The 24730-nt window shown below is 38.7% G+C and carries 24 protein-coding genes; 10 read left to right on the top strand and 14 right to left on the bottom strand.

Annotated elements, in window-relative coordinates; all coding sequences use genetic code 11:
- Positions 1-119: 119 nt before the first annotated feature.
- From BUC20_RS34370 to BUC20_RS34360, 3 genes are read left to right on the top strand one after another with little or no spacing between them, the layout of a single operon-like run.
- Positions 120-365, top strand: a complete 246-nt coding sequence (locus tag BUC20_RS34370; RefSeq protein WP_317042757.1) for an Arm DNA-binding domain-containing protein — start codon at positions 120-122, stop codon at positions 363-365.
- Positions 305-784, top strand: a complete 480-nt coding sequence (locus tag BUC20_RS34365) for a phage integrase SAM-like domain-containing protein (protein ID WP_317042756.1) — start codon at positions 305-307, stop codon at positions 782-784. The genes BUC20_RS34370 and BUC20_RS34365 overlap by 61 nt, the downstream gene beginning before the upstream one ends.
- Positions 781-1014, top strand: coding sequence for a tyrosine-type recombinase/integrase (locus BUC20_RS34360; protein WP_317042755.1), 234 nt, complete (start codon positions 781-783; stop codon positions 1012-1014). Before BUC20_RS34365 ends, BUC20_RS34360 begins: the two co-directional genes overlap by 4 nt.
- Before the next feature lie 133 nt (positions 1015-1147).
- On the opposite strand, the gene BUC20_RS02750 is transcribed toward BUC20_RS34360, so the two are convergent.
- From BUC20_RS02750 to BUC20_RS02715, 8 genes are all read right to left on the bottom strand, one after another.
- A complete protein-coding gene (locus BUC20_RS02750) occupies positions 1148-1843 on the bottom strand; it encodes an SMI1/KNR4 family protein (RefSeq protein WP_073227097.1) in 696 nt (231 codons plus the stop codon).
- Positions 1844-2044: 201 nt separating this feature from the next.
- The gene (locus BUC20_RS02745) at positions 2045-3694 is read right to left on the bottom strand and encodes an FG-GAP repeat domain-containing protein (RefSeq protein WP_394334161.1); all 1650 of its coding nucleotides are present in this window, start codon (positions 3692-3694) and stop codon (positions 2045-2047) included.
- A 60-nt stretch (positions 3695-3754) separates the two neighbouring features.
- Positions 3755-4267: an FG-GAP-like repeat-containing protein gene (locus BUC20_RS02740; protein ID WP_073227091.1), complete on the bottom strand. Its 513-nt coding sequence runs from the start codon at positions 4265-4267 to the stop codon at positions 3755-3757.
- A 326-nt stretch (positions 4268-4593) separates the two neighbouring features.
- Positions 4594-5721 (bottom strand): serine hydrolase domain-containing protein, encoded by a 1128-nt coding sequence (locus BUC20_RS02735; protein ID WP_073227088.1) that lies wholly within the window; start codon positions 5719-5721, stop codon positions 4594-4596.
- Positions 5718-6428, bottom strand: a complete 711-nt coding sequence (locus BUC20_RS02730; protein WP_073227085.1) for a LytR/AlgR family response regulator transcription factor — start codon at positions 6426-6428, stop codon at positions 5718-5720. Before BUC20_RS02730 ends, BUC20_RS02735 begins: the two co-directional genes overlap by 4 nt.
- Positions 6403-7758: a sensor histidine kinase gene (locus BUC20_RS02725; protein WP_234994469.1), complete on the bottom strand. Its 1356-nt coding sequence runs from the start codon at positions 7756-7758 to the stop codon at positions 6403-6405. Before BUC20_RS02725 ends, BUC20_RS02730 begins: the two co-directional genes overlap by 26 nt.
- A gap of 110 nt (positions 7759-7868) precedes the next feature.
- Positions 7869-8636 carry an ABC transporter permease gene (locus BUC20_RS02720; protein WP_073227080.1) on the bottom strand — a complete coding sequence of 256 codons (768 nt, stop codon included), beginning with the start codon at positions 8634-8636 and terminating at the stop codon, positions 7869-7871.
- The gene (locus BUC20_RS02715; RefSeq protein ID WP_073227077.1) at positions 8629-9522 is read right to left on the bottom strand and encodes an ABC transporter ATP-binding protein; all 894 of its coding nucleotides are present in this window, start codon (positions 9520-9522) and stop codon (positions 8629-8631) included. Before BUC20_RS02715 ends, BUC20_RS02720 begins: the two co-directional genes overlap by 8 nt.
- Positions 9523-9906: 384 nt before the next feature.
- On the opposite strand from BUC20_RS02715, the gene BUC20_RS02710 reads away from it, so the two are divergent.
- Positions 9907-10338 carry a hypothetical protein gene (locus BUC20_RS02710; RefSeq protein ID WP_073227074.1) on the top strand — a complete coding sequence of 144 codons (432 nt, stop codon included), beginning with the start codon at positions 9907-9909 and terminating at the stop codon, positions 10336-10338.
- Between the two features lie 93 nt (positions 10339-10431).
- Here the strand turns inward: BUC20_RS02710 and BUC20_RS02705 are convergent, their stop codons facing one another.
- The gene (locus tag BUC20_RS02705) at positions 10432-11559 is read right to left on the bottom strand and encodes a multidrug effflux MFS transporter (RefSeq protein WP_073227071.1); all 1128 of its coding nucleotides are present in this window, start codon (positions 11557-11559) and stop codon (positions 10432-10434) included.
- Between the two features lie 86 nt (positions 11560-11645).
- On the opposite strand from BUC20_RS02705, the gene BUC20_RS02700 reads away from it, so the two are divergent.
- From BUC20_RS02700 to BUC20_RS02675, 6 genes are all read left to right on the top strand, one after another.
- Positions 11646-12434 carry an AraC family transcriptional regulator gene (locus BUC20_RS02700; protein WP_073227069.1) on the top strand — a complete coding sequence of 263 codons (789 nt, stop codon included), beginning with the start codon at positions 11646-11648 and terminating at the stop codon, positions 12432-12434.
- Positions 12435-12519: 85 nt separating this feature from the next.
- Positions 12520-13362, top strand: coding sequence for an alpha/beta fold hydrolase (locus BUC20_RS02695; RefSeq protein ID WP_084528629.1), 843 nt, complete (start codon positions 12520-12522; stop codon positions 13360-13362).
- Positions 13359-13844 (top strand): RNA polymerase sigma factor, encoded by a 486-nt coding sequence (locus BUC20_RS02690; protein WP_073227064.1) that lies wholly within the window; start codon positions 13359-13361, stop codon positions 13842-13844. Before BUC20_RS02695 ends, BUC20_RS02690 begins: the two co-directional genes overlap by 4 nt.
- The gene (locus BUC20_RS02685) at positions 13831-14400 is read left to right on the top strand and encodes a hypothetical protein (RefSeq protein WP_073227062.1); all 570 of its coding nucleotides are present in this window, start codon (positions 13831-13833) and stop codon (positions 14398-14400) included. Before BUC20_RS02690 ends, BUC20_RS02685 begins: the two co-directional genes overlap by 14 nt.
- 30 nt (positions 14401-14430) lie before the next feature.
- Positions 14431-14838, top strand: a complete 408-nt coding sequence (locus tag BUC20_RS02680; protein ID WP_073227059.1) for a hypothetical protein — start codon at positions 14431-14433, stop codon at positions 14836-14838.
- Positions 14839-15000: 162 nt separating this feature from the next.
- Positions 15001-16269 (top strand): M20 metallopeptidase family protein, encoded by a 1269-nt coding sequence (locus BUC20_RS02675; protein WP_073227056.1) that lies wholly within the window; start codon positions 15001-15003, stop codon positions 16267-16269.
- Positions 16270-16281: 12 nt separating this feature from the next.
- Here BUC20_RS02675 and BUC20_RS02670 read toward each other — a convergent pair whose 3' ends face one another.
- From BUC20_RS02670 to BUC20_RS02650, 5 genes are all read right to left on the bottom strand, one after another.
- Entirely contained in the window at positions 16282-17445 is a 1164-nt protein-coding gene (locus BUC20_RS02670; protein ID WP_073227053.1) for an acyltransferase family protein, read from the bottom strand.
- Between the two features lie 140 nt (positions 17446-17585).
- Positions 17586-18197 carry an RNA polymerase sigma factor gene (locus BUC20_RS02665; RefSeq protein ID WP_073227051.1) on the bottom strand — a complete coding sequence of 204 codons (612 nt, stop codon included), beginning with the start codon at positions 18195-18197 and terminating at the stop codon, positions 17586-17588.
- 107 nt (positions 18198-18304) lie between these two features.
- Positions 18305-19942: a RagB/SusD family nutrient uptake outer membrane protein gene (locus BUC20_RS02660; RefSeq protein ID WP_159441042.1), complete on the bottom strand. Its 1638-nt coding sequence runs from the start codon at positions 19940-19942 to the stop codon at positions 18305-18307.
- A 37-nt stretch (positions 19943-19979) separates the two neighbouring features.
- The gene (locus BUC20_RS02655; protein WP_073227045.1) at positions 19980-23345 is read right to left on the bottom strand and encodes a SusC/RagA family TonB-linked outer membrane protein; all 3366 of its coding nucleotides are present in this window, start codon (positions 23343-23345) and stop codon (positions 19980-19982) included.
- Positions 23346-23482: 137 nt separating this feature from the next.
- The gene (locus BUC20_RS02650) at positions 23483-24631 is read right to left on the bottom strand and encodes a FecR family protein (protein ID WP_073227042.1); all 1149 of its coding nucleotides are present in this window, start codon (positions 24629-24631) and stop codon (positions 23483-23485) included.
- Positions 24632-24730: the final 99 nt, after the last annotated feature.

The following is a 24730-nucleotide window of genomic DNA, read 5'->3' as shown; positions in this document are numbered from 1 at the left end:
CACGATTAGCAGGGTTTTTATTTTTAGGGAACTACCAGTTATTAAACAGGTTGTTATAAATTGAACATCTTGTAGACGTTAAGCAGCAAAGCTAAATTTGTTTCACCCTTAATCATTGAATGATGAAAACCAATTTTAGCCTGCTTTTCTATCTGAAAAAGCAAAAGAACTACATTAATGGCAACGTTCCTATCTATATGAGGATTACCGTTGGGGGCAAGCGTTCAGAAATCACAACTGGCAGGGATTGTGAGCCAAAAAGTTGGAATGCCAAAGCCGGGCGGATTAAAGGCACAAAGGAAGAATGCAAAATGCCTATCTCGACCAGTTACAGACATTCGTTTATGATGCCCACCAGTCATTGATTAAGGTTGGAGAAACGATTACAGCCGATGCCATCAAAAACAGGTACCTGGGTAAAGGGGAAAAATCACATACCTTAATGGAAGCGGTAAGAGACCACAACGAAAAAATGAAGGCATTGGTGGGTAAAGAGTTTGTACACGGCACCTTGAACCGTTACAAGGTCTTGGAGAAGCATCTGGAAAACTTCATCCGGTTAAAATACAATATGACCGATATGGACATTCGCCATATTAACCAGTCTTTCATCAGCGACTTTGATTTTTATTTAAGGTCGGATAAGAGTTGTGCCAATAGCTATGTGGTTAAGGACATTAAAAATCTGGGAAAGATCATCCACATCTGTTTGGCTAATGGTTGGATAGTGACAGATGTGTTAATAAGGGAACGTTACTGCCTGTTCCAAGCAATCAGAAAATGAATGAATATTTAAAGGAAATTGCCGACCTCTGCGGAATAGATAAGAAACTGACTTCACCTATTGCCCGACACACTTTTGCCACCACTATAACCCTCTTAAACGGAGTACCGATAGAAAGCGTATCAAAAATGCTTGGACACACCAATATCTGGACTACGCAACATTACGCCAAGATATTGGATATTAAAGTTGGGGCTGATATGGCATTGTTGAAAAAGAAATTGACTTAGTTTTGAATCAACGAGCAGGGCTTGGCGGTGGTGGGGCATTTGAAAACCGTCAGCCGAGCCTTTGCACAAAAGTTTAATTGAAAAACTACTGTTGAATTTTGTACTGTCAGCCCCACTATTGCCAAACCCAATATTATTGGCTGCCTTGTTGGTCTATAATTTTGTATTTTTCATTATTTCCAAATTCTAATGTTGGATTATAAGCATTTATTAGAGCTCTTGTCGGGTCTTTTTTAACTTCAATTCGTCTGTCCAACCAATTTTCATAAAAAGTTAAAATATCAATATTTAAGGAATAAAAACCTGTTCCATTAATGATTCCGCAATCTGCCCAAATTTCTCCTGCGTTTGAACCGTTAACTACAAGTCTGAAAAAGTCGCCACAACCATATTCGCAAATAGGTAAAGTTCCCGACAGTAAATTCGTGTCTTGATACTTTTCTAATACTTGCTGAATATTTTTTTGATATTCAATGTCGTTTTCATAACGCCAACAATGCTTTTCATAATTTTCTTCTCCGTTGTAGAAGTCTCCAAAATTTAAGTCCTCTGTTAACAAAAATTCTTTGTTCAAATCAATTTCCCATTCTGAATTTTCAGAAACTGATTTGTCTATTGAGTAAATTCCATAATAAGGTCCATTTTTATGCAATGTGTCTGAAAAACCGCCATTTTGAATTTTTGTCAAATAGTTTATATAGCTTTCTGGCAACTTTATATTTAGCTTTTTCTCTATTTCCAAAAGGGTGGTCTTGGAAATAACAGGGTCAAGTTTCAGGTCTAATATTGAAACTTTCTTTAGAATTCTGTCAATTTGTTCTTGGTACATAAGTTTGTTTGTAAGGTTGCCACTAACTCATAAATATATGATATTAGGTGTCGGTCTTAAAAAATTAATTTATTAGTAATCAATCTCATGCTTATCCTGTTTCATTTTGAAAAAATTCATCTTTAAGTTGTTCGTATATTGATGCTAATCTCCTGCTTTCAACCTCAGCGTTCTCATGTGGCACCGGGATTACAGAATTTATCAATTAATGCGTAAATTTTTCCATACCGTAATACCAGCTGTAGGCCATTGGCTACCAGATGTTAGCATATCAAGATCACCATCATTATCAATATCCTGTAGCTCAATGTTAGTTAAACCTGAAACCGGGAATAAAGTCTTTGGTATAAAATTCCCTGACTTATCGTTGAGCAAACAGACGATTGAATATTTGGAGCTAAAAGATAAATCTGCATCAAATCCTTCAGCTAAGCTATATTTATTAGCCAAACAGATCACATCATCATACCCATCTCCATTGATATCTCCAACTCTTATCATATCAGTACCAAAATCATCGGGGAGCGTCTTATTTTGCCATTGTTCCTTATTGTTATATTCTAACCATTTGAGCTTACTAATTGAAAGCACCAGGTAATCCGGCGAATCATTGTTATCTAGTTTTGCTTTATAGATGTCTTTAATAAACTGATCTTGAAATGGACTAGGTAGTTTCTCCCATTTTTCATTTCCCTTATAATTGAACCAGGTTTTTGATCCGTGATCGATTAGCTCGTCGATCTTGTTTCCATTAACATCACATACACCGAGAACAGGGAATGAATCTGTAGTTTCTGTAACCATAGTTCGGTTTTTGTTAAAAATACCTTTACCAATATTTTTATAGATATAAAAACCACGGGTTTTGTCACTCCAATAATTTACGGCCACATCTTTATTACCATCGTTATCATAATCAATAATTGCAAAACTGATCAGCCTTTCTTTTTCATCATGAATAATGTTAAAAGGCTTAAATTTTATACCTCCTTCATTTTTATACCATCCAAGTTTTCCATTATTCCGATCATCAGAACATATTAGCAAATCATCTTTTCCATCATTGTCAACATCGGCACATTTCAGATTTTCAATTTTAAAAGGACTTTTTAGCAATTCTAATGGTTTAGAATACTTTCCTTTATTATCTATTAGAATATAGAATAATTCATTGTTATAATACCCCACAAGATCTTTAGTTCCGTTTTTATCCAAATCAGTAAAAACAAAACCAGAACAATTAGATTTTATAATCCAGGTATTCTTTTCTTTTACCTGATTGTTCCTTTGCTGTAAAACCATCGTGTATCGTGGCCTTATTTTTTCTTTATCGTCATCATAAAACAGTACATCTTTTATCTTGTCACCGTTAAAATCTTCGAAAACAAATGATTGAGATCCTTTGATATTAGGCAGTAAGCTTTTTTGACTTTTGATAAAGACATTGTTCCCTTTATTTTCAGCCCACTTGATGAAGGTATATTGGTTTTGTTGCGTAAAATAAGCCAGATCAAGGTCTCCGTCTGAATCAAAATCTCCAAGTTGAAAATCCTCTAGTTCAAGCGAACCAATTAGTGCATGGTTTTTCCCAAAACCACCTTTACTATTTCTTTCTATCCAATATATGCCACGATTCGAATAACCATCTGAATACACTAAGTCCTGATCCCCATCTTTATCCATATCTATTAACTTGACACTAGCTATTCCGCCTGCGGTCAGCGCAATGGTCTCAATAATTACATATTTATTTCCTTTGAAAGAATAAACATTCAGTGAGAGCTTCCCTCCTTTTTTATTTGCATAATCAGGTACTAGCAGCTCCTGAATACCGTCTTTATTGAGATCAATTCCCAGTATATAATTGAAATTAGGAAAAGATCCATTGAACGCATTAAAATAAGTAAATTGCTAATTTGCAGCACCTATATAAGCAACTGGAACCCCTCTTAGGCCAGAAATAATAATATCACAAATACCGTCTGCATTGGCATCATATAAATACAAATTAGCGTACTCAGAAGGACGATAGGTTACTTCTTTTTTTTGCTCTTTCTTATTAAAACCCTTAGTATCATTAAGAAAAACAGCGATATCTCCATTTTTATATAATACTACAATATCTTTATCTTTATCACCGTCAATGTCTTCAATACTAAAATCTTCATATTCTTTTTTACTATCTCCTATGACAATTATTTTCTCTTTTCTGCCATGACCATCGTTAAAATACAAGTACGGAAAAGATAAAATATCCAGATCACCATCACGGTCGGCATCAAAAGCTTTAACAGCGCCGTATCCAAAACCAGGCCCGTTAATTACTTCACCATGATCGAAAGTCTGGGCTGAACATAGATGATTATAACCTAATGAAAAAAGAAGAAAAAACAAATGGTATAAACTGTTGAGAGGTAATTTCATATTATTAAAATTGGTAATTTCGTTAATTAAGTTTGCTATATTTTTTTTATGGTGGAATTACAAAAATAAAGTAAACATTCTGTTAGACTGCAATACTTTGTCTGTTTATTTAAATTTCCTTCGAGTTAGTTTTTTGGCTGAGGCTTGCGTACAAATAGTCTTTTAAATAAGGCAGTAATTATTCATGAATAATTTTATGGATGTTTTAGATGAAATATAGCTTCGGTTTTGGAGTGTCTTGATCCAGGCACCTATCGCAGCTTTTGAAAATGTAAAAGTTCCGTCTTTACCTATCAATTAATAGCTAGTAAAAAAGCAGTAAGCATTTATTGCTTGACTTTATTCAAGGCTTCTAATAGTTCAAAAGGTAGTTCCCAAATATCGGGTTCTCCTTGAGAATAGTTCCTCATAAGTATGATTCCATATTTATTCGCTCTTGCAAAAGCAAAGTTTGCTGTATAACCAGCAACCGCCCCTCCATGATTTATTATGGTCAATTGGTCTCTCCTATTAACAAAAAAACCTATGCCATAATAATTCCGCTCCCCAATACCAGTTATTTCATTTTGCATCATTTCCAAATTTTCACCTGATACAAGATTAGATGAAGTTCCCATGTTGTATATCATGAATTTCGCTAAATCATTGGGAGTAGAATATATGCCTCCATTGGGAACTTTGTATCCACGGCCACTATGTTCAAGCAGAGGCGTTTTTACATCCATCTTTCCATCAGAATCCTGAATCCCAGTTGATAAATCAGAAAGTTTTTCTTTAGGCACAGCAAAGTAACTGGAATTCATATTCAAGGGCTCAAAAATCCTTTTCTCAATCAATTCGATAAAGGGTTTTTGAGCTGCTTTGGAAAGAGCTAATCCTAAAATCCCGTATCCAATATTTGAATAGCTAAACTTCTCACCAGGTTTAGATTCAAAGGAGGTAGTTGGTATGGCTTCTAAAATTTTACTTTCCCACTCCTCAATGGATCCCGAAGCGGCATTTGGTAACTCTGGTTCCCTCATTAAGCCGGATGTATGAGTCGCTAACTGTTGGAAGGTAATTTTTGTAGCCTCCGAATATCCATTAAGTTTTTTTATCTCCGGGAAGTATAATTCAACAGGATCATCCAAATTGATGACGCGATCCTGTACTAAAAGCATCATTAAAAAGGCCGTGAATGGTTTTGAAATGGAACCAATGCGATAAATGCTGGCAGTATCTGCCAAAGACTGAGTCTTCAGATTAGAAATACCAAATGCTTTTGACCAGATGATTTTATCTCCTTTGACTATAGCCCCGGATATACTTCTATTTTTGGGTAATTTTTCTGCAATGATCTTCTCAAGCTCCAGAATAACTGCTTTCTCGCTCTTTTTACCTTCAAATTCATGATGGGAAGATGAGCAGCCTAAAAGAAAAACCGGCAATATAAGATAGATCGGTGCGAGTCTCATGATATTGATTTAGTATTATTTCCGTTGAGAAAGTCAATGAATTGCTGTTTATAATTTCCACCTAATGGTATACTCCTATTTGCAACAATTAGTTGATGATTTTCAAATTTATTTAAATAAGACAGTGATATAATAAATGACCTGTGTACCTGAATGAACTTTTCTACCGGAAGCAATTTCAAAACTTCTTTTATGGATAACCTTGTAGTGACTTTTCTGTCGCTGGCTACAAAATTCACAAGGTTGCCTTCCGCCTCAATGTATTGAATGTCTTCAAAATTGATCTTAAAGGATTCGTGACCGCTTTTAATAATCATGAATTTACCTGATCGAATATTTTCGGCGTTCATCTCCCTCTTGTAAATAGCATTTGCCTTATTACAGGCAATTAAAAACCGATCAAATTCAATAGGCTTTACCAGGTAGTCGACTGCGTTCAGGTCATAACTCTCGGCGGCATAATTACTATAAGCCGTTGTAAAAATGACCATTGGAGGATTAGGGAGACTTCTAACCAGTTGTAAACCAGAAATATCCGGCATAGAAATATCCATAAAAACCAGATTTACCGTATTAGATTGTAGGTAATCCAGTGCTTTAAAGGCATCGGTAAATACCGATTTTACGCTAATGAACGGAATTTTTTCTGAATGATATTGAATCACATCCAGTGCCAGCGGCTCATCGTCTATTGCTATGCAGTCCATATGAAAGCTTGATTGTTAAATTTACATTGAATATACCGTCCTTGTCATTTATTGAAAGCTTATGATTGTCCGGATAAGAGTGAGTCAATCTCTGTCTGACATTCAATAGTCCCAGCCCTGTGCTTATTTGCATATTTTTGCGCTCATGAATTGGGTTTTGGATAGAGAAGAGTAGCTTATCATCGGATACCTCTATTTTCATGTGAATAAACGATGCGACTTTATTACTGATTCCGTATTTAAATGCGTTTTCAATAAAAGGAACCAAAAGCATGGGGACGATTAAAAGTGTGTCGGATTGATCAGTTTTATAATCTGTTTTAATTTGATTATGTTGGTCGATTCTTAATTTCTGCAGACTTATGTAATCCTGGATATATGCTAATTCTCTATTGATCAGAACCAAATCCTGGCTGCATTCTTCCAACATGTAACGCATTAAACCACTTAATCTGGCTATACTTTGAACAGTTTTGGGACTATCTTCTTGCATAGCCTGTGAATAGATATTATTCAGCGTATTGAATAAAAAATGCGGATGGACCTGCAACTTTAAAAGATCCAGTTCAGCAAGCAATTTTTCTGATTCCAATTTCTTGCGCAGGTTTTCATGTTTGAACCAGTCTTTTGTAAATCGATACAAAAAGGAAGCTAAAAGTATCAATAACTTAAATACCAGCGAAGGGGCTATGGTTTTCGTTAGGACGTTTGTCTGTTGAGGGCTAAAGACCGGAATGGAATAGATTGCCCATTCTAGCAATACTGATCCGGCAATCATCAACATCAGCAAAGAAAAATACAATATGTATTTCCGCCTGGTCAGAAAAGAAGGTATAAACCAAAAGGAGTTCAGGTAGAAAAATGATAGGCTGATCGTAACGAGTATGAACGAATATACCGCTTTGAAGAGAAATAAAAAAGGTGTTTTTTCTGGCGCGAATTGCGGATATTCCATAATCCTCAGCAAGTAAAACATCGCGATGATGAGGATATGCAAAGATATTTCGGCGAATACACTCACCTTCTTATAGACAATCAGATCCTTTATGAATTGAAAAAGATAAGACAGTGGCATTACAATAATTGTTTTTACAAAAGCAATAGCGCCGAATATGATTATGATTTCAATAAATGTATTCGGTGATCTGCCCCTGATAAATACAGGTTCTAGTTTTAACAGGTAATCCAACCCAAACTCGATGCTGCTAAGAACCATTATCATGAGTAAAGTTAAGCAGGCATGCTTGAACCATCTGCTGCTATTGCGTACGTAGGCAGGAATAAATACATAAATATTGGTGTAAAAAGCCAATATCCCCGTAATCCACATCACTGGATTATAAAAGAATGAGGTACTGGCTATTTTCAGGGTTAGGGAATACACCATTAGCCACACTGAAATATGAATTATGGTATAAATCGCTGTCTTCAAAACTGGTCTCAACTTATTTCCTTTTTTGAAGATACATAAAAACCTGCTGCTGATGTCAATACCAGGGAGAGCAAAGCGATAATTACATAGGTATTCCAAATTCGGGCATCCTGACTATTTGTCGACAATGAGGGATAAGAATAAGGCAAGAACTCAATATGTTTCCATGATGAGGCTATTCCCATACCCACTGTTATACAGAAACCAATAACTGTGGGTATTACAAAAGACCGGAAATTGAAACTCAGTAAGAATTGAAAACCAATAATTGCGGATGATGCGAGCATCATTTTTAGCGACAGTAACAGGCTTTCTTTAATGAGGCTCGGGGAATCAAATCCAAATTCAGGTTTTATAAATATTAAAAGAAAGCCAAACAATTGAATGAAAAACGTTAGGCTGAGCGCCATTAGGATATTTAGAAAGATGAAAGCTAAAAGCTTATAAAAATAAACCGCGAATTTAGAAACTGGTAAAACGTAAATCTGCTTCCACATGTTATTCGAGTGCTCAATCGAGTTGATTAATGATGCTTCAATAATAATTGTGAGTGGCAACAGCAGACCAGCCCAAAATTTTTGCAGGTGGTATATATATCCGTGCCAGGGATTAGTTCCTGCGATAATTAATTTATGCCCTTCGGAAAGATAAATTACAAAACTTAAAAAGGCAACAAATAATGGGAGTGCGACTGCAACTAAAATAGCCAGGGTATTTTTGAGTTTTTGAAGCTCTGCATAAAACCTTAATGTGGATTTAATAACGCGATCAATCATTTGTGGTGAGATTAAAAAATAATTCTTCTAAATTTTGGCTTTTTGGTTCCAGCCTGTAGATATCTATATCATTTCTAAACAGTATTCTCGAGATAACTGCCGTGTCCTTTTCTTCCTTAACGACTGCCTCGATTAAATTTTCGGTTAGTTTGACAGGATATTGCTGTTCGATCAATTCCGCTGATTTTTTATTGTCTGAAGTGTCTACTAATAAAAGCTTGGTATATTTGTTTTTAAGCTCACAGGCTCTCCCCTGGAATACCAATTTTCCTTCCTTCAAGATCGCCAGATGGCTGCACATCATTTCTACTTCATACAAGAGATGGCTTGAAATAAAAATAGTTTTTCCAAAGTCTTGATTCAAGGTTTTGATTAAATGCCTCATGTCCCTGATTCCTGCCGGATCAAGACCGTTTGTGGGCTCATCCAGAATTAGCAGCTCCGGATCTGTTAGCAAAGCAGCGGCGATACCTAACCTTTGTTTCATACCTAAAGAATATTTACTAACCTTTTTACTACAATCGGTAAGCAAAACGAGGTCAAGCAGCTCCTTTATCCTTTTTTTGGGAGTGGAAGTTAGATTGCATAAAATGTGCAGGTTATCATATCCACTAAGGTGGTTATACAATGCAGGATATTCAATTAGCGACCCTATATTTTTAAGAATTTCAATGCGGTGGGTCCTGATATCTTTACCAAAAAGCATAACGCTTTTTTCAGGCACACGGGCAAGCCCAAGCAATGCTCTGATTGTCGTTGTTTTTCCTGAGCCATTTGGTCCAAGAAAACCGAATATACTTCCCTTTTGAACCGTAAGATCAATTCCGTTCAGAACTGGTTTACTTCCGAAATCATATACAAGTGACTTAGTCTCAATTACATTCATAAGACCAAGTTATCGTCATTATTTATTCATAAAAAGAGAATGGTGTGAATACTTGCTCTGCTGATGTGAAGCACCTGAAAATTGCTTTAAAACTAATAAGACAGAACAACATAACTCTAGGTGAGAATTCTGGTGGCTACACCACCGCTAATGAATCGCTTCAGTTCAGCAACGAAATTGGTTTCTTTCTGGCTACAACGGTGGAGTCAGACCGTAATGGGATAGCTTAAAGGGAAGTAAAAAGCTTACCTGGTTTTTTCAATTTTAACTACGTGAATCAATGTATTGTTAAGTTTTTATCTTTTAAAAGCGTGTGTTTCTTCAAGTTTAAATGGTAAGCTATTAAATTTTTGTTTACATTTTCCGCAATTTAATACCATCACCATGTTTACAGTTGAAATTCAATCACCCTTTTCAAGCGTACCAATTGTACACCCTGACCATGCAATAAATATAGTTATCGAACTTTATGAGAATGTTAACTGGCCTGATCTTTATAAACAAATTGAAGCAACAGGAGATACACCAGAAAGTCCGTTTTACTATTTTAAAGTATCCGGAAACAACAATATAGGGGAAAAGGAAAGCTTATGTCTGTTCGGATACATGCAGGATATGGTCGGCATTGAATATACAAGACCTAAATTTGAAACAAAAGGTTTCTTCATAAAGAAGCAGGTCTTAAATCCGGAATATCAAACACGAATGATTAAATGTGATTTATCATTTGCCAACAGTTGTTTACAAGCTTTTCTTAGGGGTAATAGTGCCTACCTTGAAGAAAACTTATATAATAATGATTTTAGAAATTATTGATCATAAGAATAGTTAATTCAACCTGGGACTATTTCATATGAAATCGATGCCAGTACAGTTCTCAAAGGCTAATTGTTAGTCCAGCCTTGTCTTTTAACGGTTTTTATACATCGTTATAAGGAAAACAGATAGTAAAGAAAATACAGTAATGATTAATCCGAAATTTTGGACTAGTCCTGAAATCGTAAGCCCCAACCCTATGAAAACATAATACATCAAACCAAATATAGCTCCTGCTGTACCAGCGATATGTTTATACTTTATCAACGCCTGACTTAATATATTAGGTATAGCAATACCAAATGCAATAACAATTAACAGCGTAGGCAACAGGAACCATAAACTCCCCTGTAACATTAATACACCTACCCCACCCAGCAACGCGATGACTGAAGCGAGAAAAATCAACCGCTGAGCAGGAACTTTCTGATAAATGAGTTTTTTATTAATGACTCCTCCGCCTAAAGAACCAATGGCTAATAATATGCCGCTATACCCAAACTCTTCAGCGCTATAACCTGCTTTGTCAAATAGGAAGGGAGCTATAGAATAGTAACTAAAGAGCATAATATTAAAAAAGGCGACTAAAAACGCACTTATCCAAATCATTTTATCATGCAATAATTCGTTTAAAGTACTGATAATGGCTGGCTTGGTATCGCTCATTCTTTTTGTTTCGGGCAGGAACAATAAAGTACAAATGATCAGCACAATAGCGAGCCATAAAACCATCATAAATACCCCACTATATCCATAACTTTTCGTGGCAATTCCACCAGTTAGAAATCCAATTACAGGACTAATGGAAAGAGAAATACCAATAATAGAAAACACCCTGCTTAGCTCCTCTTTTTCGTATATATCCCTTAATATAGTTTGTGTAATAATAGAGCCTACAGCTGCTCCAAATGCAGCGATCACCCTCGCCACCAATATCATATTGAAATCCTTAGCCAGCAATGCAGTTATTGCTCCAATCCCATAGGTCACCAGCCCCCAAACCATTGATTTCTTCCGGCCAATTACATCTGACAAAATTCCCCAGCAAATCACTCCTATGGCAAATGCAATAAAATAGATTGAAATGGTTAGTGCGGCCTGATGGCTGCTCACCCGGAATTCCCGGGCGATATCTGGTAAAGCCGGACTATAAATGGTCTCAACAAATTGTGGAAACATAATTAATACGATCAACAATAAAAGATTAGGTTTCTTCTTCATAATATTCTTTAACGGATTGCAAAATTGTAAAGAAATCGACCTATCTTGTTAATGGTATTAAGACAAAAAACATCAAAATAAAGACAATGGCATTTATATCAAAAGACAGTATTTTTAACCCTGATGTCATACCGGCTAATGTAATTGGTATTGCCTCAGATTTCAATTATCATGACTCCGGTATCCACCAACATGGCAAAGCCCAGTTATTATATGCTCCATCCGGATGTATGACCGTACTTACAGATGGAAGACAAAGCTTATTGCCTCCAACAATGGCAGCCTGGATTCCGGCAGGCAGCCCCCACAGGATAATCGTTAGAAATGTTGCTGCTTATCGTTCTATATATTTTGATGCGGCCAAGTTTCAAAATTCACCTGAACAAATAATGATTCTCCATGTTAATCCCCTATTAAAAGAACTCATAGAACGAATCTCTTTTTGGCCATGGGAAATGCCCTGGACAAGCCAGAAAAATATAATTTCTGTTTTTTGGGATGAGTTCAATAGTGTTTCCAGGGAAAGTTTAACATTGATAGAACCTTTAGATCAAAGAATTAAGCCGCATGTAGCCCATTGGAATCTTGGGAAATCTAAACCTCCCCTTCTTAAGGAATTTGCCAGGGAAATAAATGTAACGGAGAAAACTATAGGTCGTATTTTCATCAAAGAAACAGGTATGTCATATCAGGATTGGAGACAACAATGGCGACTTCATAAATCAATAGAACTATTGGCGGAGGGTCGAAATGTTGGTGAAACTGCTAATGATCTGGAATTTTCAAGTAATAGTGCATTCATTGAATTTTTTAAAAAATACTTAAGAGAAACCCCCAGCAAATACAGAACGGCAGAAAATTTTCCTTCATTCTAAAGAGCCAGGGTAAATTCATGATCAATTGTTAAAATAATAGGTAACATTTTTTTAGTAATGCATCTAAGTGCCAAAAAAAATGAAAATGAGCGCAATTAGAATTTTTACCTGCCTGTTTTTGCTCCTTTTAACGACAAAAGTGAGCGCCCAGGAATTTGAAGTCACAGTTACAGGCAAAGGCAAGCCCATTCTGTTGTTTCCTGGTTTTGCAAGTACTGCAGAAGTTTATCAGGGAATAACAGCTGATCTTTCCGCTAATTATGAGGTACACAGTTTCACTTTTGCCGGTTTTGGACAGCTAGCCCCCATCTCATTTCCATGGCTTCCAAAAATCAAGAATGCCATCAGTGCTTACGTAAAAACCAATCACTTAATAAAACCTATACTAATTGGGCATAGTTTGGGCGGTGTACTAGGCTTATGGCTAGTATCAGAAGAGCCTGAAACATTCTCCCGGTTGATCGTTATAGATGCATTACCAGCCACAGGCGCGCTGATGATTCCTAATTTTAAGGCTGAAAACATGATTTATGAAAGTCCTTATAATAAACGATTACTTGAAATGAGTGATCAGGATTTTAAGAAAATGGCTGATCAAATGGCCCAATCTATGAGCCTTAACAAGGAAATGCACGAACAGCTAAGTAACCGGATCATCATGAGCGACAGAAAAACATTCGTTTATGGATACACAGACTTTTTGAAACTGGATCTCAGAGACCAGCTTTCTACAATAGTTATTCCGGTAAACATTCTTGCTGCTACCCATCCTTATGGAAAGTCCGTTGCTGAGTCCAATTACAGAGGCCAATATAAAAACCTGAAGAATTATACCCTGAATTTCGCGGAAAACTCCGGCCACTTCATCATGTATGATAACCCGGAATGGTTGCTAACACAAATAAAGTCTGAACTTAACATCAAATGATCCCCGAGCAACAGTTTGAAGAAATCTATAACGAAAATTACCATAAGGTGATTGGTCTTTGCCTTGGGTATGTAAATGGTGATGAGGATATCGCAAAAGATCTGACACAGGAGGTTTTTATCAAGGTTTGGGAGAACCTGAAAACGTTCAGGAATGAAGCCAGTATATCTACCTGGATCTATCGGATTGCGATAAACACCTGCTTTCAGCAATCAAGGAAAAAGAAATTTCTGCCTTTAACCATAGATGTACCGGATGAAGTTGGCGAAGAAAAATTTCCAACCGAAAAGCGCTATCACAATATGTACGCCTGTATCAATCAGTTATCAGAAATTAACAAAAGTATTATTCTGCTGGAGTTACAGGATATCCCTCAAAAAGAGATTTCAAATATTATCGGAATCTCCTACGAAGCACTAAGAATCAGAATTCACCGCATTAAAAATCAATTATCAAAATGTGTACAAAATGAACGACTTTAAAGACATCAAAGCTAAATGGGAACAAAGGAATATTCCTGAAATACCAAAAGATGGCCACAGGGAAATCATTAAAAGCAGCCTTTACATTAAGAGGAAACAGCGCGCAACCCAGTTGATTTTAATGGTAACAGTAGTAGCCCTACTCTGTTTCTTTCTCTACACTTCAGCCTTTAAAAACACCCAATCTACCTGGGGAATGCTACTAATGATCAGTAGCTTGTTTTTTAGAGTTGTCATAGAATTTTTCTCAGGGGCAAAATTTAAAAGTTTGGCGCCAACACTTCAGTTCAAAGAATTTAGCAAAAAAATGATGGCTTTTTATAAGTCCAGGCTGCTGATTCATTTTCTGATCACCCCGGTCCTGTTTATACTCTATGTGATTGGTTTTATGATCATGCTGCCAATATTTAAGCTACACCTCTCTGCCGGTTTTTATCACTATGTCATCATCTCTTCTATCTTAATATTTATGGTTTTAATCCTTGTCATTTCAATCCAGATCACGAAAGAGTTAAGGATCATCAACGAAATGAAGAGGAATATGGACCACAATTAAACGAAACTTAACTTTCTAAACTATAATACTATGAAAAAAATGTTTTTATTGGCTATAGCTACCTTTCTGGTAGGATTGGCCTCAGGCTCACTTACTTCTTGCAGTAAAAAGAACGACAACCCTCCGTCAGGCAGCACGGTGGTAAAGTACGAACTCACAGGAAATTATACCGGACGCATTCTTGTGGCCTTCACGGATCAAAATGGAGGAACTGCCAACGAAACGGTCTCTCTACCCTGGTCAAAAGAGCTGACGGTTCAGAACAGTATTATTGCTGTGGGATTTGGAGGTCAGACATCCGCTCCAAATTACGGAGCAAGCGGTCAAACGATTACAGCCAAATTGTATATAGGGAGTCAGCTGAAGCAATCTGGTACCTCAACAGCCGATGTCAATGGTGCGGTTACTTTACCAAACCTAGCCAATCCTGTTAATTAACAGTTAAAATTACGTTAATTGATTTGGCACAAAACCATCAATTGAAAGCTACTTGACCCGGCAAATAAACTTAAATTCAATAAAAGTCAATTTCGATGGTAACTTTATTAACTACGGTGTAGTCTAACCCCTGGCTGATCTGAAATCAATTGGCCTTAAAACATGAAAAAACTTGTATTCCTCTTATCGTGGTTTGTTGTTTCCTCCTCATTCGCACAAGAACCTTTATCTCATGAGTCTATTAAGCTCCAAACCGATCGCATTTTCAGTAATCTGGTGAAAATCAGGAGAGACCTGCATGAAAACCCTGAATTGGCCGGGAATGAAATACGTACCCAAAAAGTTATCGCAAAGTATTTACTGGACCTTGGGCTTGAAGTTGATACAAACATGTATGGTCATGGTGTGGTAGGAATTTTAAAGGGTGGCAGAAAAGGAAAAACAATAGCCTGGAGATCTGATATGGATGCCCTGCCGAATGATTTTGCCGATGAGGTCGCTTTCAAATCTAAAAACAAGGGCGTTCAGCATGGTTGTGGTCATGATATACATATGGCTGTCGGGCTGGGAATAGCCGAAGTCCTGGTAAAAAACAAAGCTTCTTTAAATGGAACCGTATATTTTATATTTCAGCCGGAAGAAGAAACCTTTATTGGGGCAAAAGCGATGATCAATGATGGTTTGTTTTCCAAAATAAAGCCCGATGAGATTTATGGATTGCATGTATCTGCATTACCGGTTGGACAGATAATGGTCAAGCCAAATGAGATGTTTGCCTACCAAAAAAGAGTAAAAATCCAACTAAAAAATGAACTGTCAAAAGAGGAAGCAAAAGCATTAACGAAAAAAATCCACAGTTCTTTATATCGTGTAAGCAGCAGCAGTAAGCCCTGGGAAATACAACTTATGATTGATCCAAAAATGGGACTCAAAAAAGCCAATACAATTTTTAAGGATTACCTGTTTATGGATGAGAATTTCAGTACCCATACTAAAAACAACACGCTTTCTCTGCAAGCGTATTTATACGAGACGGATTCCACTAAACTGAAAGACCTGATTCCTAAAATTAAACAAGTAGTAGAAGAGAGTGGCTATAAGGATCAGCTCCTTTCCATTTCCTTTGTACAGGACAATCCAACGGTTATCAATGACGAGAAACTAACGAACGCTGCATCAAAAACCCTTCAAAAGATTTATGGAAAAGAGGTGATGATTGCAGATCATGGTCAGGTCCCCTATTTCAATGATGACTTTGCCTACTTTCAACAAAAAATACCGGGTGTTTACTTCTTTCTTGGAGGCTCTAATCCTGAAAAGGGAATTGTTGCAATGAACCACGCACCAAACTTCCGGGTTGATGAAGAAAGCATCAGAACAGGAGTGCAATGTTTTTCATCATTAATTGTGGAACGTCTGAAGAAAAAGTAAAAACTATTGAACTCAATTACCCCATATGCGGTTGATAAATTTCCGGCAGGGACGTTCCACCCATTGATAAGTAATGTAAGACAGGAGAACGAGTAGAATCAGATAGATCATGCAATACATCGCTCCACTGAAAAATTCAATATTCTGCTTACCTCTTCCGACCCCTATCGTACCAGGCAGATACATTCCATGCGAAAACGGTTCTTGCAGAAAGATTTGCATAAGATAAACGGAATAAGAGATGTTCCCCAGGAACTGCATAAATTTCCGATTACAGAAACTAGCAATCCTGCCAGTATTTACGGTAATACTGAGTACCAGAATTGCAAAGAGAGAAACGGTTATTCCATCGTTCAGTGAGAAATGCAGAGACAGGATAATCCCAATAATTACGAGCAGAGATACCATATCAGAGGAGAACGCTTTTCTGAAGTCGCGTAATTCATAGATCAGGTATACAAGGACCCCAGCTGTAAACCCGGCTATTCCCCGGATATATCCATAATCGAATGTTGTATTTAGGTTATGAGGAACGGGGATCAGGGGATTGATCGGGTTCTTTCTTGGTAGCACATACATGATGGAATAATAGGCCACTACCACAAGGATGATTAAAAGGATCACCGAAATCGTCTTTTTCTTATTGATACATAGTGCAATTACAGGAAAAAGAAGGTAGGCAGCCCATTCAGCACTGATGCTCCAGGAAGGAATATTCCAGGAATAGATCTTTGTAAACCCGAAGGAATGCAGTAAAAAGATATTCGGCAAAATATCAGATGGTTGCTCTAAAAGGATCGGTGGATTGCCCCAGTCGGTAAGCCAGCGTACGATTACGACCAGCAACAGGAGTGAAAATAAATGCAACGGATAGACTCTGGCAAAGCGTGCTACCAGAAAGTTTTTCAATGTTGAGGCTTGTATATTGTTTTTAAAATGGTTGCTATAGACATGCATCATGATAAAGCCACTCATGATAAAGAACAAATCTACCATCAGGTAGCATTTTTCAAAAAACATCGATTGTGCCGCAGGGACAAACCGGGCAGCAGCCATTTCAAAATGAAATACCGCTACCAGTAATGCAGCGATGCCACGTAAGGCTGTTAATGAGGGAAGGTATTCAACTTTATGATCTGTAATTTGGTTAGGTTTAGCAGTTACGGTTTGGTTCATATTTGGGCTGATAGTTTATAAATAGGGATAGGTAACGATCGTAAAAGTTACGGCATTTTTTTATACCATAAAATAAATACCCTTCAGGTAACCCTTTTAATACATTCTACAGGAAATAAAAACAACTGATTTTAATGGTGTTAAAATAATACGGCGACTTCAGATGTCGTATAAATAAGCGCCAGTACGACAATCAGCGGAACTGGCCCCAGTTGCTGCCGGATGTGTTTTAGCGCATAATACACTTGCTTTTTAACCGTTTGCTCCGATATCTTCAGTCGCTTGGCGATATCTTTGTGCGACAGTTGCTCGGCCCGGCTCAAAATAAATATCTCCTTCATTTTATAAGGAAGGCTGGCTACAATATGATCGATATTTGCCTGTAGCATTTTGGTATCTATTTCTGATTCTACGACCGGCATTACAATCCGGGAAAAAGCCAGGGACAGCGATTCCTGATGTCCGGACTTTTCCAGGTTCTTCTCAATCAGACGGATCGCCATATACCTTGCTGCAGAAAAAAGGTAATTTGGCAATGCACCCTGAATTTCCAGCGTTGCCCTTCGTTTCCAGATCGATTCGAATACCTCCTGCACGACATCCTCAGCATCGCTTTCGCAACCCAGAATGCGCATTGCATTTCGGTAAACTTTAGCCCAATAACGATCGTATATCGCTGAAAACGCAGACTCATCGTTGCTTTTTAGCAATTCACACAGTTCTTTATCGGAATATGAATTAGTTAACCTCACCTACAAATATTTTATAAAACTAACAAGAACAACGTAGTATTAAAAGAGGGTATCAGAAAGGATACATTCGCCATCCTGAAATGAATTCCGGATGGCGAATGTGCCTGTTACCAGCCTGGATTCTGTTCCAGCACTTTTCCTGCAGGATATTTCTGCAGCTCAGCAAGTGGAACAGGAAAATAATACATTTTTGGATGGAATACTCTTTTTTCCACCACCTGTCTCGTATACTGTCGTTTACCATTTATGGTTTCAATCCCCATCCCATAAATTGTTCCACCCAATAAGGCCGGCCCCATCTCCCATCGGCGAATATCAGCTCTGCGCTCGCCTTCAAAAGCAAGTTCCACAGTTCTTTCCCGCACATAGGTTTCCCAGGTCATATGACCCGGTTGTATTTCAGGCATTTTAGCCCTGATCCTTAAGAGGTTAACATATTTCCGGGCTTCTTCCGAGTTCCCCAGTTTAAGCTGGCATTCTGCGTAATTCAAATAAATTTCTGCCAGGCGCAACACTACACAGTTCTGGTAATTCAGGTTATTTCCAGAAAACACGTACTTAGGATTCAGGAATTTCCGGAACATATAGCCTGTAACTGATGGAATTGTGGTAGCCGGATTAAAATCAGAGCCCAACTGCATGTCAATCACTTGTCCACGCCAGGTGGTTCCATCATAAATGATGCTGGCCTGTAAGCGCGGATCCCTGTTGTCATATGGTTTTTCTGCATCAAATAATGCCGACTGTTCCCATGTCAATCCGTCTTTCATTAAATATTGGTCTACCATATTCTGCGTTGGAACATCTTCCGGACTATAGAAACCGGTAAAGAAGGAAGAATTTAAGTACAAGTCCAGCGTATGAGTTTGTCCACTTTGGCTACTTCCATATTCTTTGTTAAAGATCACCTCCTCATTGTCGTCATTTTCGGGAAAAAATATTCCTGCATAATCAGGAAACAGACGATAAGTATTTAATTCAATAATGGCTTTAGCTGCAGCAGATGCGCCCAAATAGTCTTTTGCATTTAACAACAAGCGGCATTTCATTCCAAGAGCAGCACCCTTGGTGATGCGTCCCAGGTCATTGCGGTTGCTGTAACTCAGCGGCAAAGCTTCGGCAGCTGCATCGAGGTCATTTAAAATAAATGCCCGGCAAGCCTCATCCGTTCCTCTCGGAATGTTCAGGTCGTCTGTGATGGTCAACACTTTATCGATAATTGGAAAGCGGCCAAATATGGAATACAACAATTGGTAATTATAGGCCCTCAAAAATTTCACTTCAGCAGTGAGTTGTTTCTTAATCGTTTCATCTATTGGCATATCCGGCAAATGCGAAAAAAAGGTATTGCATTTACGGATGTTTTCATAGGCACCATTCTGATGAAATCCACCGGCACTTGGCAGAGACCAAAATGAACTGAAAAGATTGCTTGAAGCATTGTATTGTCCCTGATTAATCAGATCTGCATTACTTCCCGAATAATTCGATTTGCCTTCATCGGTAATATCCGCTGGTAACATTCCCTGATTGATGGAATTATAACTCCCCACATAATCATAGGTGGTGATCAGGTTCGAATAAATGTCTGCTACAAAACGGTTAATCAATGCCGGATCTTTCCATACATTTTCGTCGCTATATTGATCCAGAGGTCCTTTATTTAGAAAATCCTTTTTACAGCTGCTCATAAAAGACAGGCTTAAAGTCAGGAGGAGGATGGTTAAAGTATTATATTTTGTCATGGTTTGTTGATTTGATATGATGGTAAGCTTTTGTGTTTTACAACTGCAGGGAGATACCTGCGGCATAAGATTTCATCAGGGGATCTGTAATTTGTCCGGCAGCTTCAGGATCAAACAACTTAAAGTTTGTAAATGTGAGCAGGTTATTACCCGAAACAGAGATTTTTAATCCTTTTACCCCAATCTTTTGCAACATTGCTTTTGGAAAATTATAGGCGAGTTCAATATTTTTCAGTCTTAAATAAGACGCGTTAACAATCCAATAATCAGAGACTTCTGCATTATTCTGATAATTCGACCATAGCCTTGGAAAACCTGCATTGGTATTTTCCGGAGTCCAGTGCTCTAACAACTGGCTGCTTCCACTTAATCCTACACGGGAATTCACTGTGGAATTATACGCTTCAACATTGCCGGACCCCTGCATTAATACATTCAATTCCAAACCCTTATAACTTCCGCCAAAACGAACTCCGTATTGTGTTCCCGGAAAAAAACGCTCTCCCAGCACTACCCTGTCGTTCGGACTGATCACACCGTCATTGTCTACATCCACATAATTAATATCTCCTGGAGCAACAGTATTGTATAAAGGCGTAGCTCCGCTGCTAATACCGGCCGCATTCTGATAAAGCCCTTTGCTTCTATATCCTAATCTGCCAACCAGGGGATCAACAACCGAATAACTGGCAACAGATGTACCCGTTATTTTCTGCCATGCAGGCGTACTCATAGACTCTGGAAAAGAAACGATTTTGTTGTGGTTAAAACTTACATTTCCCTGAACATAATAACTAAAGTTACCAAGGGTATTGTTATGCCCTAAAGTGATTTCCAGCCCACTGTTGTCTACAATTCCATTGTTGTAGTCTGGTAATCCCAAACCAATCACTGAGGGAACCTGAAGCGCCGGAGCGGCTAAAATATCTTTGGTGCGTTTTCGGAAATAATCAAATTCCAGTGTCAACAGTTTCCCCTTAAAATGCGCTTCCAGTCCGATGTTGGTCATGACTGCACGTTCCCAGGTAAAAGATGGATTTGGCAGGACGCCGGTTTGCAGAGATTTATAAAATACAGGATTTGCACCACCGAAAGTATATCCTCCACCATAATAAGGAGAACCAACAAGATTGTAAGTAGATAAAAACTGATAAGGAGCTACACGGTCATTACCCAATTGCCCCCATGAGCCGCGGATTTTAACAAAGTCGAGGCCTTTAACCAACTCTTTGTAAAAGGGTTCCTCAGACAAAACCCATCCTCCCGAAAATGAAGGAAAGAAACCAAAACGGTGTCCCGGAGGGAATATATCAGAGCCGTCATAACGGAAGTTTACTTCCAGCAGGTAACGCGAATTGTAGTCATAAGTTAAGCGGCCTACCAATCCTTGTCTGGCCGACTGAGATCCGGTTCCGGAATTAGAGGTCTGTGTAGGATCACCGAGATTAAGTTCCGGTAAAGTTCCGGAAACAAATTCCCTGCGTTGTGTGCTGAAATTATTTTGTGTGGACGCTGTTTGTGTGTACAAGAGCAATCCGGAAACGTGGTGTGCCCCATACTCTTGCTCATAACGGAGGGAGCCTTCCAATGTCAGGGCCTGCGGCTGGCCAAAACTCTCGCTAAGTGCCGGACTGGTTGGACTTGAGGCTGCCTTGGCATAATTACCCGCACTGTTAATGGTATAAACATCATAGGGCACCGTAAAACTCTTACCAAAACTATAGCCTTTATCATAGGCTGCAGTTCCTTTCGCGAACAATCCTTTGATCCCCGGCAATTCATACTGTAAAGACAAAGTAGAGTTAAAAGTATTACTGGAAAGGGTATTAAATCCTCCTCTTCCAATAGACTGCAGGTAGGCATTCCCCCTTTGTTCGGGAACCTGTGCATACAAGCCATTGCTAAACTGATTGGCCCGGATTGGAGGTGTACCATAGATCTGTTTCATGATGTAGCTGCCTCCATAAAGGTCCTGACCGTCTTGTTTAACGAAAATGCCTGCAAGATTCAGGTCCAGTTTTAGCCGCGGTGTAATGGTAGCACTCAGGTTACTTCGTAAATTCCAGCGCTTATAAGCCTCAATAGGTACTATACCATCATTTTTAACGTAACCTACAGAAACAAAATAGCGGGTATCTTCATTTCCACCTGAAGCCGACAGGTTGTAGTTTGCCTGCAAGACTGAAGATTTTGTCAGGGTTTTAAACCAATCCGTGTTGGGGTACCTGTTGGGGTCACTGCCATCTTTAAAGAACTGCAGCTGTTCCGGCGTATAGCCCATTCCCAAAGCCGGATTGTAAGATTGCTCATTTCGCAGGGCTTCGTTCTGAATCATTGCATATTCATAGGAATTGACCCTTTTGTAAACCTGTGTAGGGACCTGATTGATGAGGTTACTTGCAAAAGTGATTTCGGGTTTTCCCGGGAGTCCTTTCTTGGTGGTCACGAGAATAACCCCGTTTGATGCCCTTGCTCCGTAAACAGCAATAGCTGCTGCATCTTTCAGGACAGACACTGCTTGAATATCCGCAGGATTCAGGTCGTCAATATTCCTTCCCGGTATCCCGTCTACAACTACCAGCGGGCTGGAATTGTTAAAGGTACTCAGTCCGCGTATTTTCAGGTCTGAACCCGCACCAGGTGCGCCACTGCTTTTTTGAACATACAAACCTGAAATCCGACCGGCAAGCATGTCTGAAACCGCCGGACTCGAGCGGTTCTCATTTAATTCTTTATCTGTTACCGTTGAGATTGATCCTGTAAGGTTGATTTTTTTCTGCTGGCCATAACCAACCAATACCACCTCTTTAAGTTTTTGCGTTGATTCCTGCAATACAATCAACAAAGGTTTGGAATCCTGTATGGTCACTGTTTTGGTTTCATAGCCAATGCAGGAAATTTGCAGGTGATGGCCAACCTGTGCTTCGGCAAGGACAAATTTTCCGTTTTCATTGGCCGAAACTGATCGCCTGAGCTCAGTCAGCACAATTGTAGCGCCAGGTAAAGGTTCTGATTTCTCATCCACTACCCTTCCCTCAATGGTAAGTTGCGAAACGGGAGTATTCGCTTTTGCAGGGGCAGCCAAAGGTGTAATGACAAAAACCTTATGTTTTAGTTCATACCCAAGGCCTTTTCCCTTTAAGCTCAGCTCAACAGCTTCTTTTGCAGAGACCTTGTTTACATTTATGGATACATTACCGGCTTTTTCCAGCATTTCGTAGTTTGCTAAAAACTCATAGCCGCTTTGTTTTTGAATTTCTTTGAACACCTTGGTCAGCGGTGTATTTTTCAGTGCCAACGTTACCTGGGCAAATCCTGCGGCGGCAGTGCTGAAGCAACATAATAAAATAAATACCGCTGTTCGAAATACGGATTTCGTGAACAGCATCAATTTGAATTGCATAACTTTGTTTTGGTTTAGGTTAATAAATAAACAGTTGAATTGGATTGTGAAATTTGGTTTGCCTAAACATCTTTTCCGCTTCGGTCTAGACCCCGGAGCGGTTTTTGTTTAAAGCGAAACCTGGTTATTGTTGTTGACTATGGTGAGACGATGACTTTGTTCCCGTCCAGCTTAAAATGTGCTGAACCGGTGCTTTCCAGCATTTGAAACAATTGTACTGCCGTCATTTCCTGAGATACGGTGCCCCAGAAATGCTGCGTAATTTTTCCTTTATAAATTACTTCAAGATCATACCAGCGTGCTACCTGGCGCATCAGGGTATGGACATCAACTTTGTCCAGTACAAACTTCCCGTTTTTCCAGCCCATCACTTGCGCTTGGTTGACCTCTTTAAGTACGGTTATTGCCCCTTCCTGATCGATGCTGGCCTGCTCTCCGGGTTCCAGCACTTTACTGATCTGATTTTGAGTAACCTTTACTTTTCCTTCTAACAAAGTGGTTTTCATTGCAGGCTCATTGCTGTAAGTATTGACGTTAAAATGTGTACCCAAAACTTCTATCGTTGCTGAGGTTGTTTTTACCAGAAAAGGTTTTCTGACATTCGGTGCCACTTCAAAATACACCTCTCCTGTAACCGAAACCGTTCGGGTTTGACCAGAAAAAGCGGTTGGGTAAGTGATCGAAGAAGCTGCATTCAGCCATATCCTGGAACCATCAGGCAATTGCAGCTCGTATGTCGTTCCTTTAGGTGTGGTGAGGGTATTGTAAACCGGATTTAGGTTGTTGTTTTTTACCAAATTGTAAGTCAGCTTTCCTTTGTCAGTTTGTTTTACCTCCACGTCGCCCTGCCTGATTACCTGACTGCCTGCGGCCTCATTCAGGAGTACCGTCTCTCCGTTGGCTAAAGTCAGGACAGCATGCCGTTGTCTGCCTTTTAATCCCTTAACCAATTCAGGTTTGGCTACCAATCGGTTAACAGGTTTCTCTGCTCTAAAGTAAATTGCAGTAGTAACTGCACATACTAAAATTGCCGCTGCCCCGGCAATTAAAAACCAGTTATACCTATTTCCCCGACCTGGAGTTGTATTTTCAGGAAGTGCCAGCTCCTTGTAGATGCGGTTTTTGATGTTTGTCCCAATTAAAGGTTCATCACCAGGCTTAAAGTCCCAGGCCGCATGGTCCAGTCTCTCCTGATACCAATCTTCAATGATTTGTTGTTCTTCCGGACTGCAGTTTCCGGCTTGATATCTTTTTAATATGTCTCTGATAAATTCCTCTTTTAACATCCTGATTAGAAATTTCTTAAATGCCTGTTTATATAGGTGTCAAAAAAGACAGGTTGGTGGTAGATGAAAATGATTATTTTTAAGAATATGCAACTTTTA

Source organism: Pedobacter caeni (assembly GCF_900129215.1).
GTDB classification, from domain to species: Bacteria; Bacteroidota; Bacteroidia; order Sphingobacteriales; family Sphingobacteriaceae; genus Pedobacter; species Pedobacter caeni.
This window is presented reverse-complemented; position numbering and strand designations above follow the sequence as displayed.

Excerpts from the sequence above, each read along its gene's own strand:
- BUC20_RS34370 (WP_317042757.1), top strand. The coding sequence starts at position 120 with ATGATGAAAACCAATTTTAGCCTGCTTTTCTATCTGAAAAAGCAAAAG.
- BUC20_RS34365 (WP_317042756.1), top strand. The coding sequence starts at position 305 with ATGCAAAATGCCTATCTCGACCAGTTACAGACATTCGTTTATGATGCC.
- BUC20_RS34360 (WP_317042755.1), top strand. The coding sequence starts at position 781 with ATGAATGAATATTTAAAGGAAATTGCCGACCTCTGCGGAATAGATAAG.
- BUC20_RS02750 (WP_073227097.1), bottom strand. The coding sequence starts at position 1,843 with ATGTACCAAGAACAAATTGACAGAATTCTAAAGAAAGTTTCAATATTA.
- BUC20_RS02740 (WP_073227091.1), bottom strand. The coding sequence starts at position 4,267 with ATGAAATTACCTCTCAACAGTTTATACCATTTGTTTTTTCTTCTTTTT.
- BUC20_RS02735 (WP_073227088.1), bottom strand. The coding sequence starts at position 5,721 with ATGAGACTCGCACCGATCTATCTTATATTGCCGGTTTTTCTTTTAGGC.
- BUC20_RS02730 (WP_073227085.1), bottom strand. The coding sequence starts at position 6,428 with ATGGACTGCATAGCAATAGACGATGAGCCGCTGGCACTGGATGTGATT.
- BUC20_RS02725 (WP_234994469.1), bottom strand. The coding sequence starts at position 7,758 with ATGTGGATTACGGGGATATTGGCTTTTTACACCAATATTTATGTATTT.
- BUC20_RS02720 (WP_073227080.1), bottom strand. The coding sequence starts at position 8,636 with ATGATTGATCGCGTTATTAAATCCACATTAAGGTTTTATGCAGAGCTT.
- BUC20_RS02715 (WP_073227077.1), bottom strand. The coding sequence starts at position 9,522 with ATGAATGTAATTGAGACTAAGTCACTTGTATATGATTTCGGAAGTAAA.
- BUC20_RS02710 (WP_073227074.1), top strand. The coding sequence starts at position 9,907 with ATGTTTACAGTTGAAATTCAATCACCCTTTTCAAGCGTACCAATTGTA.
- BUC20_RS02705 (WP_073227071.1), bottom strand. The coding sequence starts at position 11,559 with ATGAAGAAGAAACCTAATCTTTTATTGTTGATCGTATTAATTATGTTT.
- BUC20_RS02700 (WP_073227069.1), top strand. The coding sequence starts at position 11,646 with ATGGCATTTATATCAAAAGACAGTATTTTTAACCCTGATGTCATACCG.
- BUC20_RS02695 (WP_084528629.1), top strand. The coding sequence starts at position 12,520 with ATGAGCGCAATTAGAATTTTTACCTGCCTGTTTTTGCTCCTTTTAACG.
- BUC20_RS02690 (WP_073227064.1), top strand. The coding sequence starts at position 13,359 with ATGATCCCCGAGCAACAGTTTGAAGAAATCTATAACGAAAATTACCAT.
- BUC20_RS02685 (WP_073227062.1), top strand. The coding sequence starts at position 13,831 with ATGAACGACTTTAAAGACATCAAAGCTAAATGGGAACAAAGGAATATT.
- BUC20_RS02680 (WP_073227059.1), top strand. The coding sequence starts at position 14,431 with ATGAAAAAAATGTTTTTATTGGCTATAGCTACCTTTCTGGTAGGATTG.
- BUC20_RS02675 (WP_073227056.1), top strand. The coding sequence starts at position 15,001 with ATGAAAAAACTTGTATTCCTCTTATCGTGGTTTGTTGTTTCCTCCTCA.
- BUC20_RS02670 (WP_073227053.1), bottom strand. The coding sequence starts at position 17,445 with ATGAACCAAACCGTAACTGCTAAACCTAACCAAATTACAGATCATAAA.
- BUC20_RS02660 (WP_159441042.1), bottom strand. The coding sequence starts at position 19,942 with ATGACAAAATATAATACTTTAACCATCCTCCTCCTGACTTTAAGCCTG.
- BUC20_RS02655 (WP_073227045.1), bottom strand. The coding sequence starts at position 23,345 with ATGCAATTCAAATTGATGCTGTTCACGAAATCCGTATTTCGAACAGCG.
- BUC20_RS02650 (WP_073227042.1), bottom strand. The coding sequence starts at position 24,631 with ATGTTAAAAGAGGAATTTATCAGAGACATATTAAAAAGATATCAAGCC.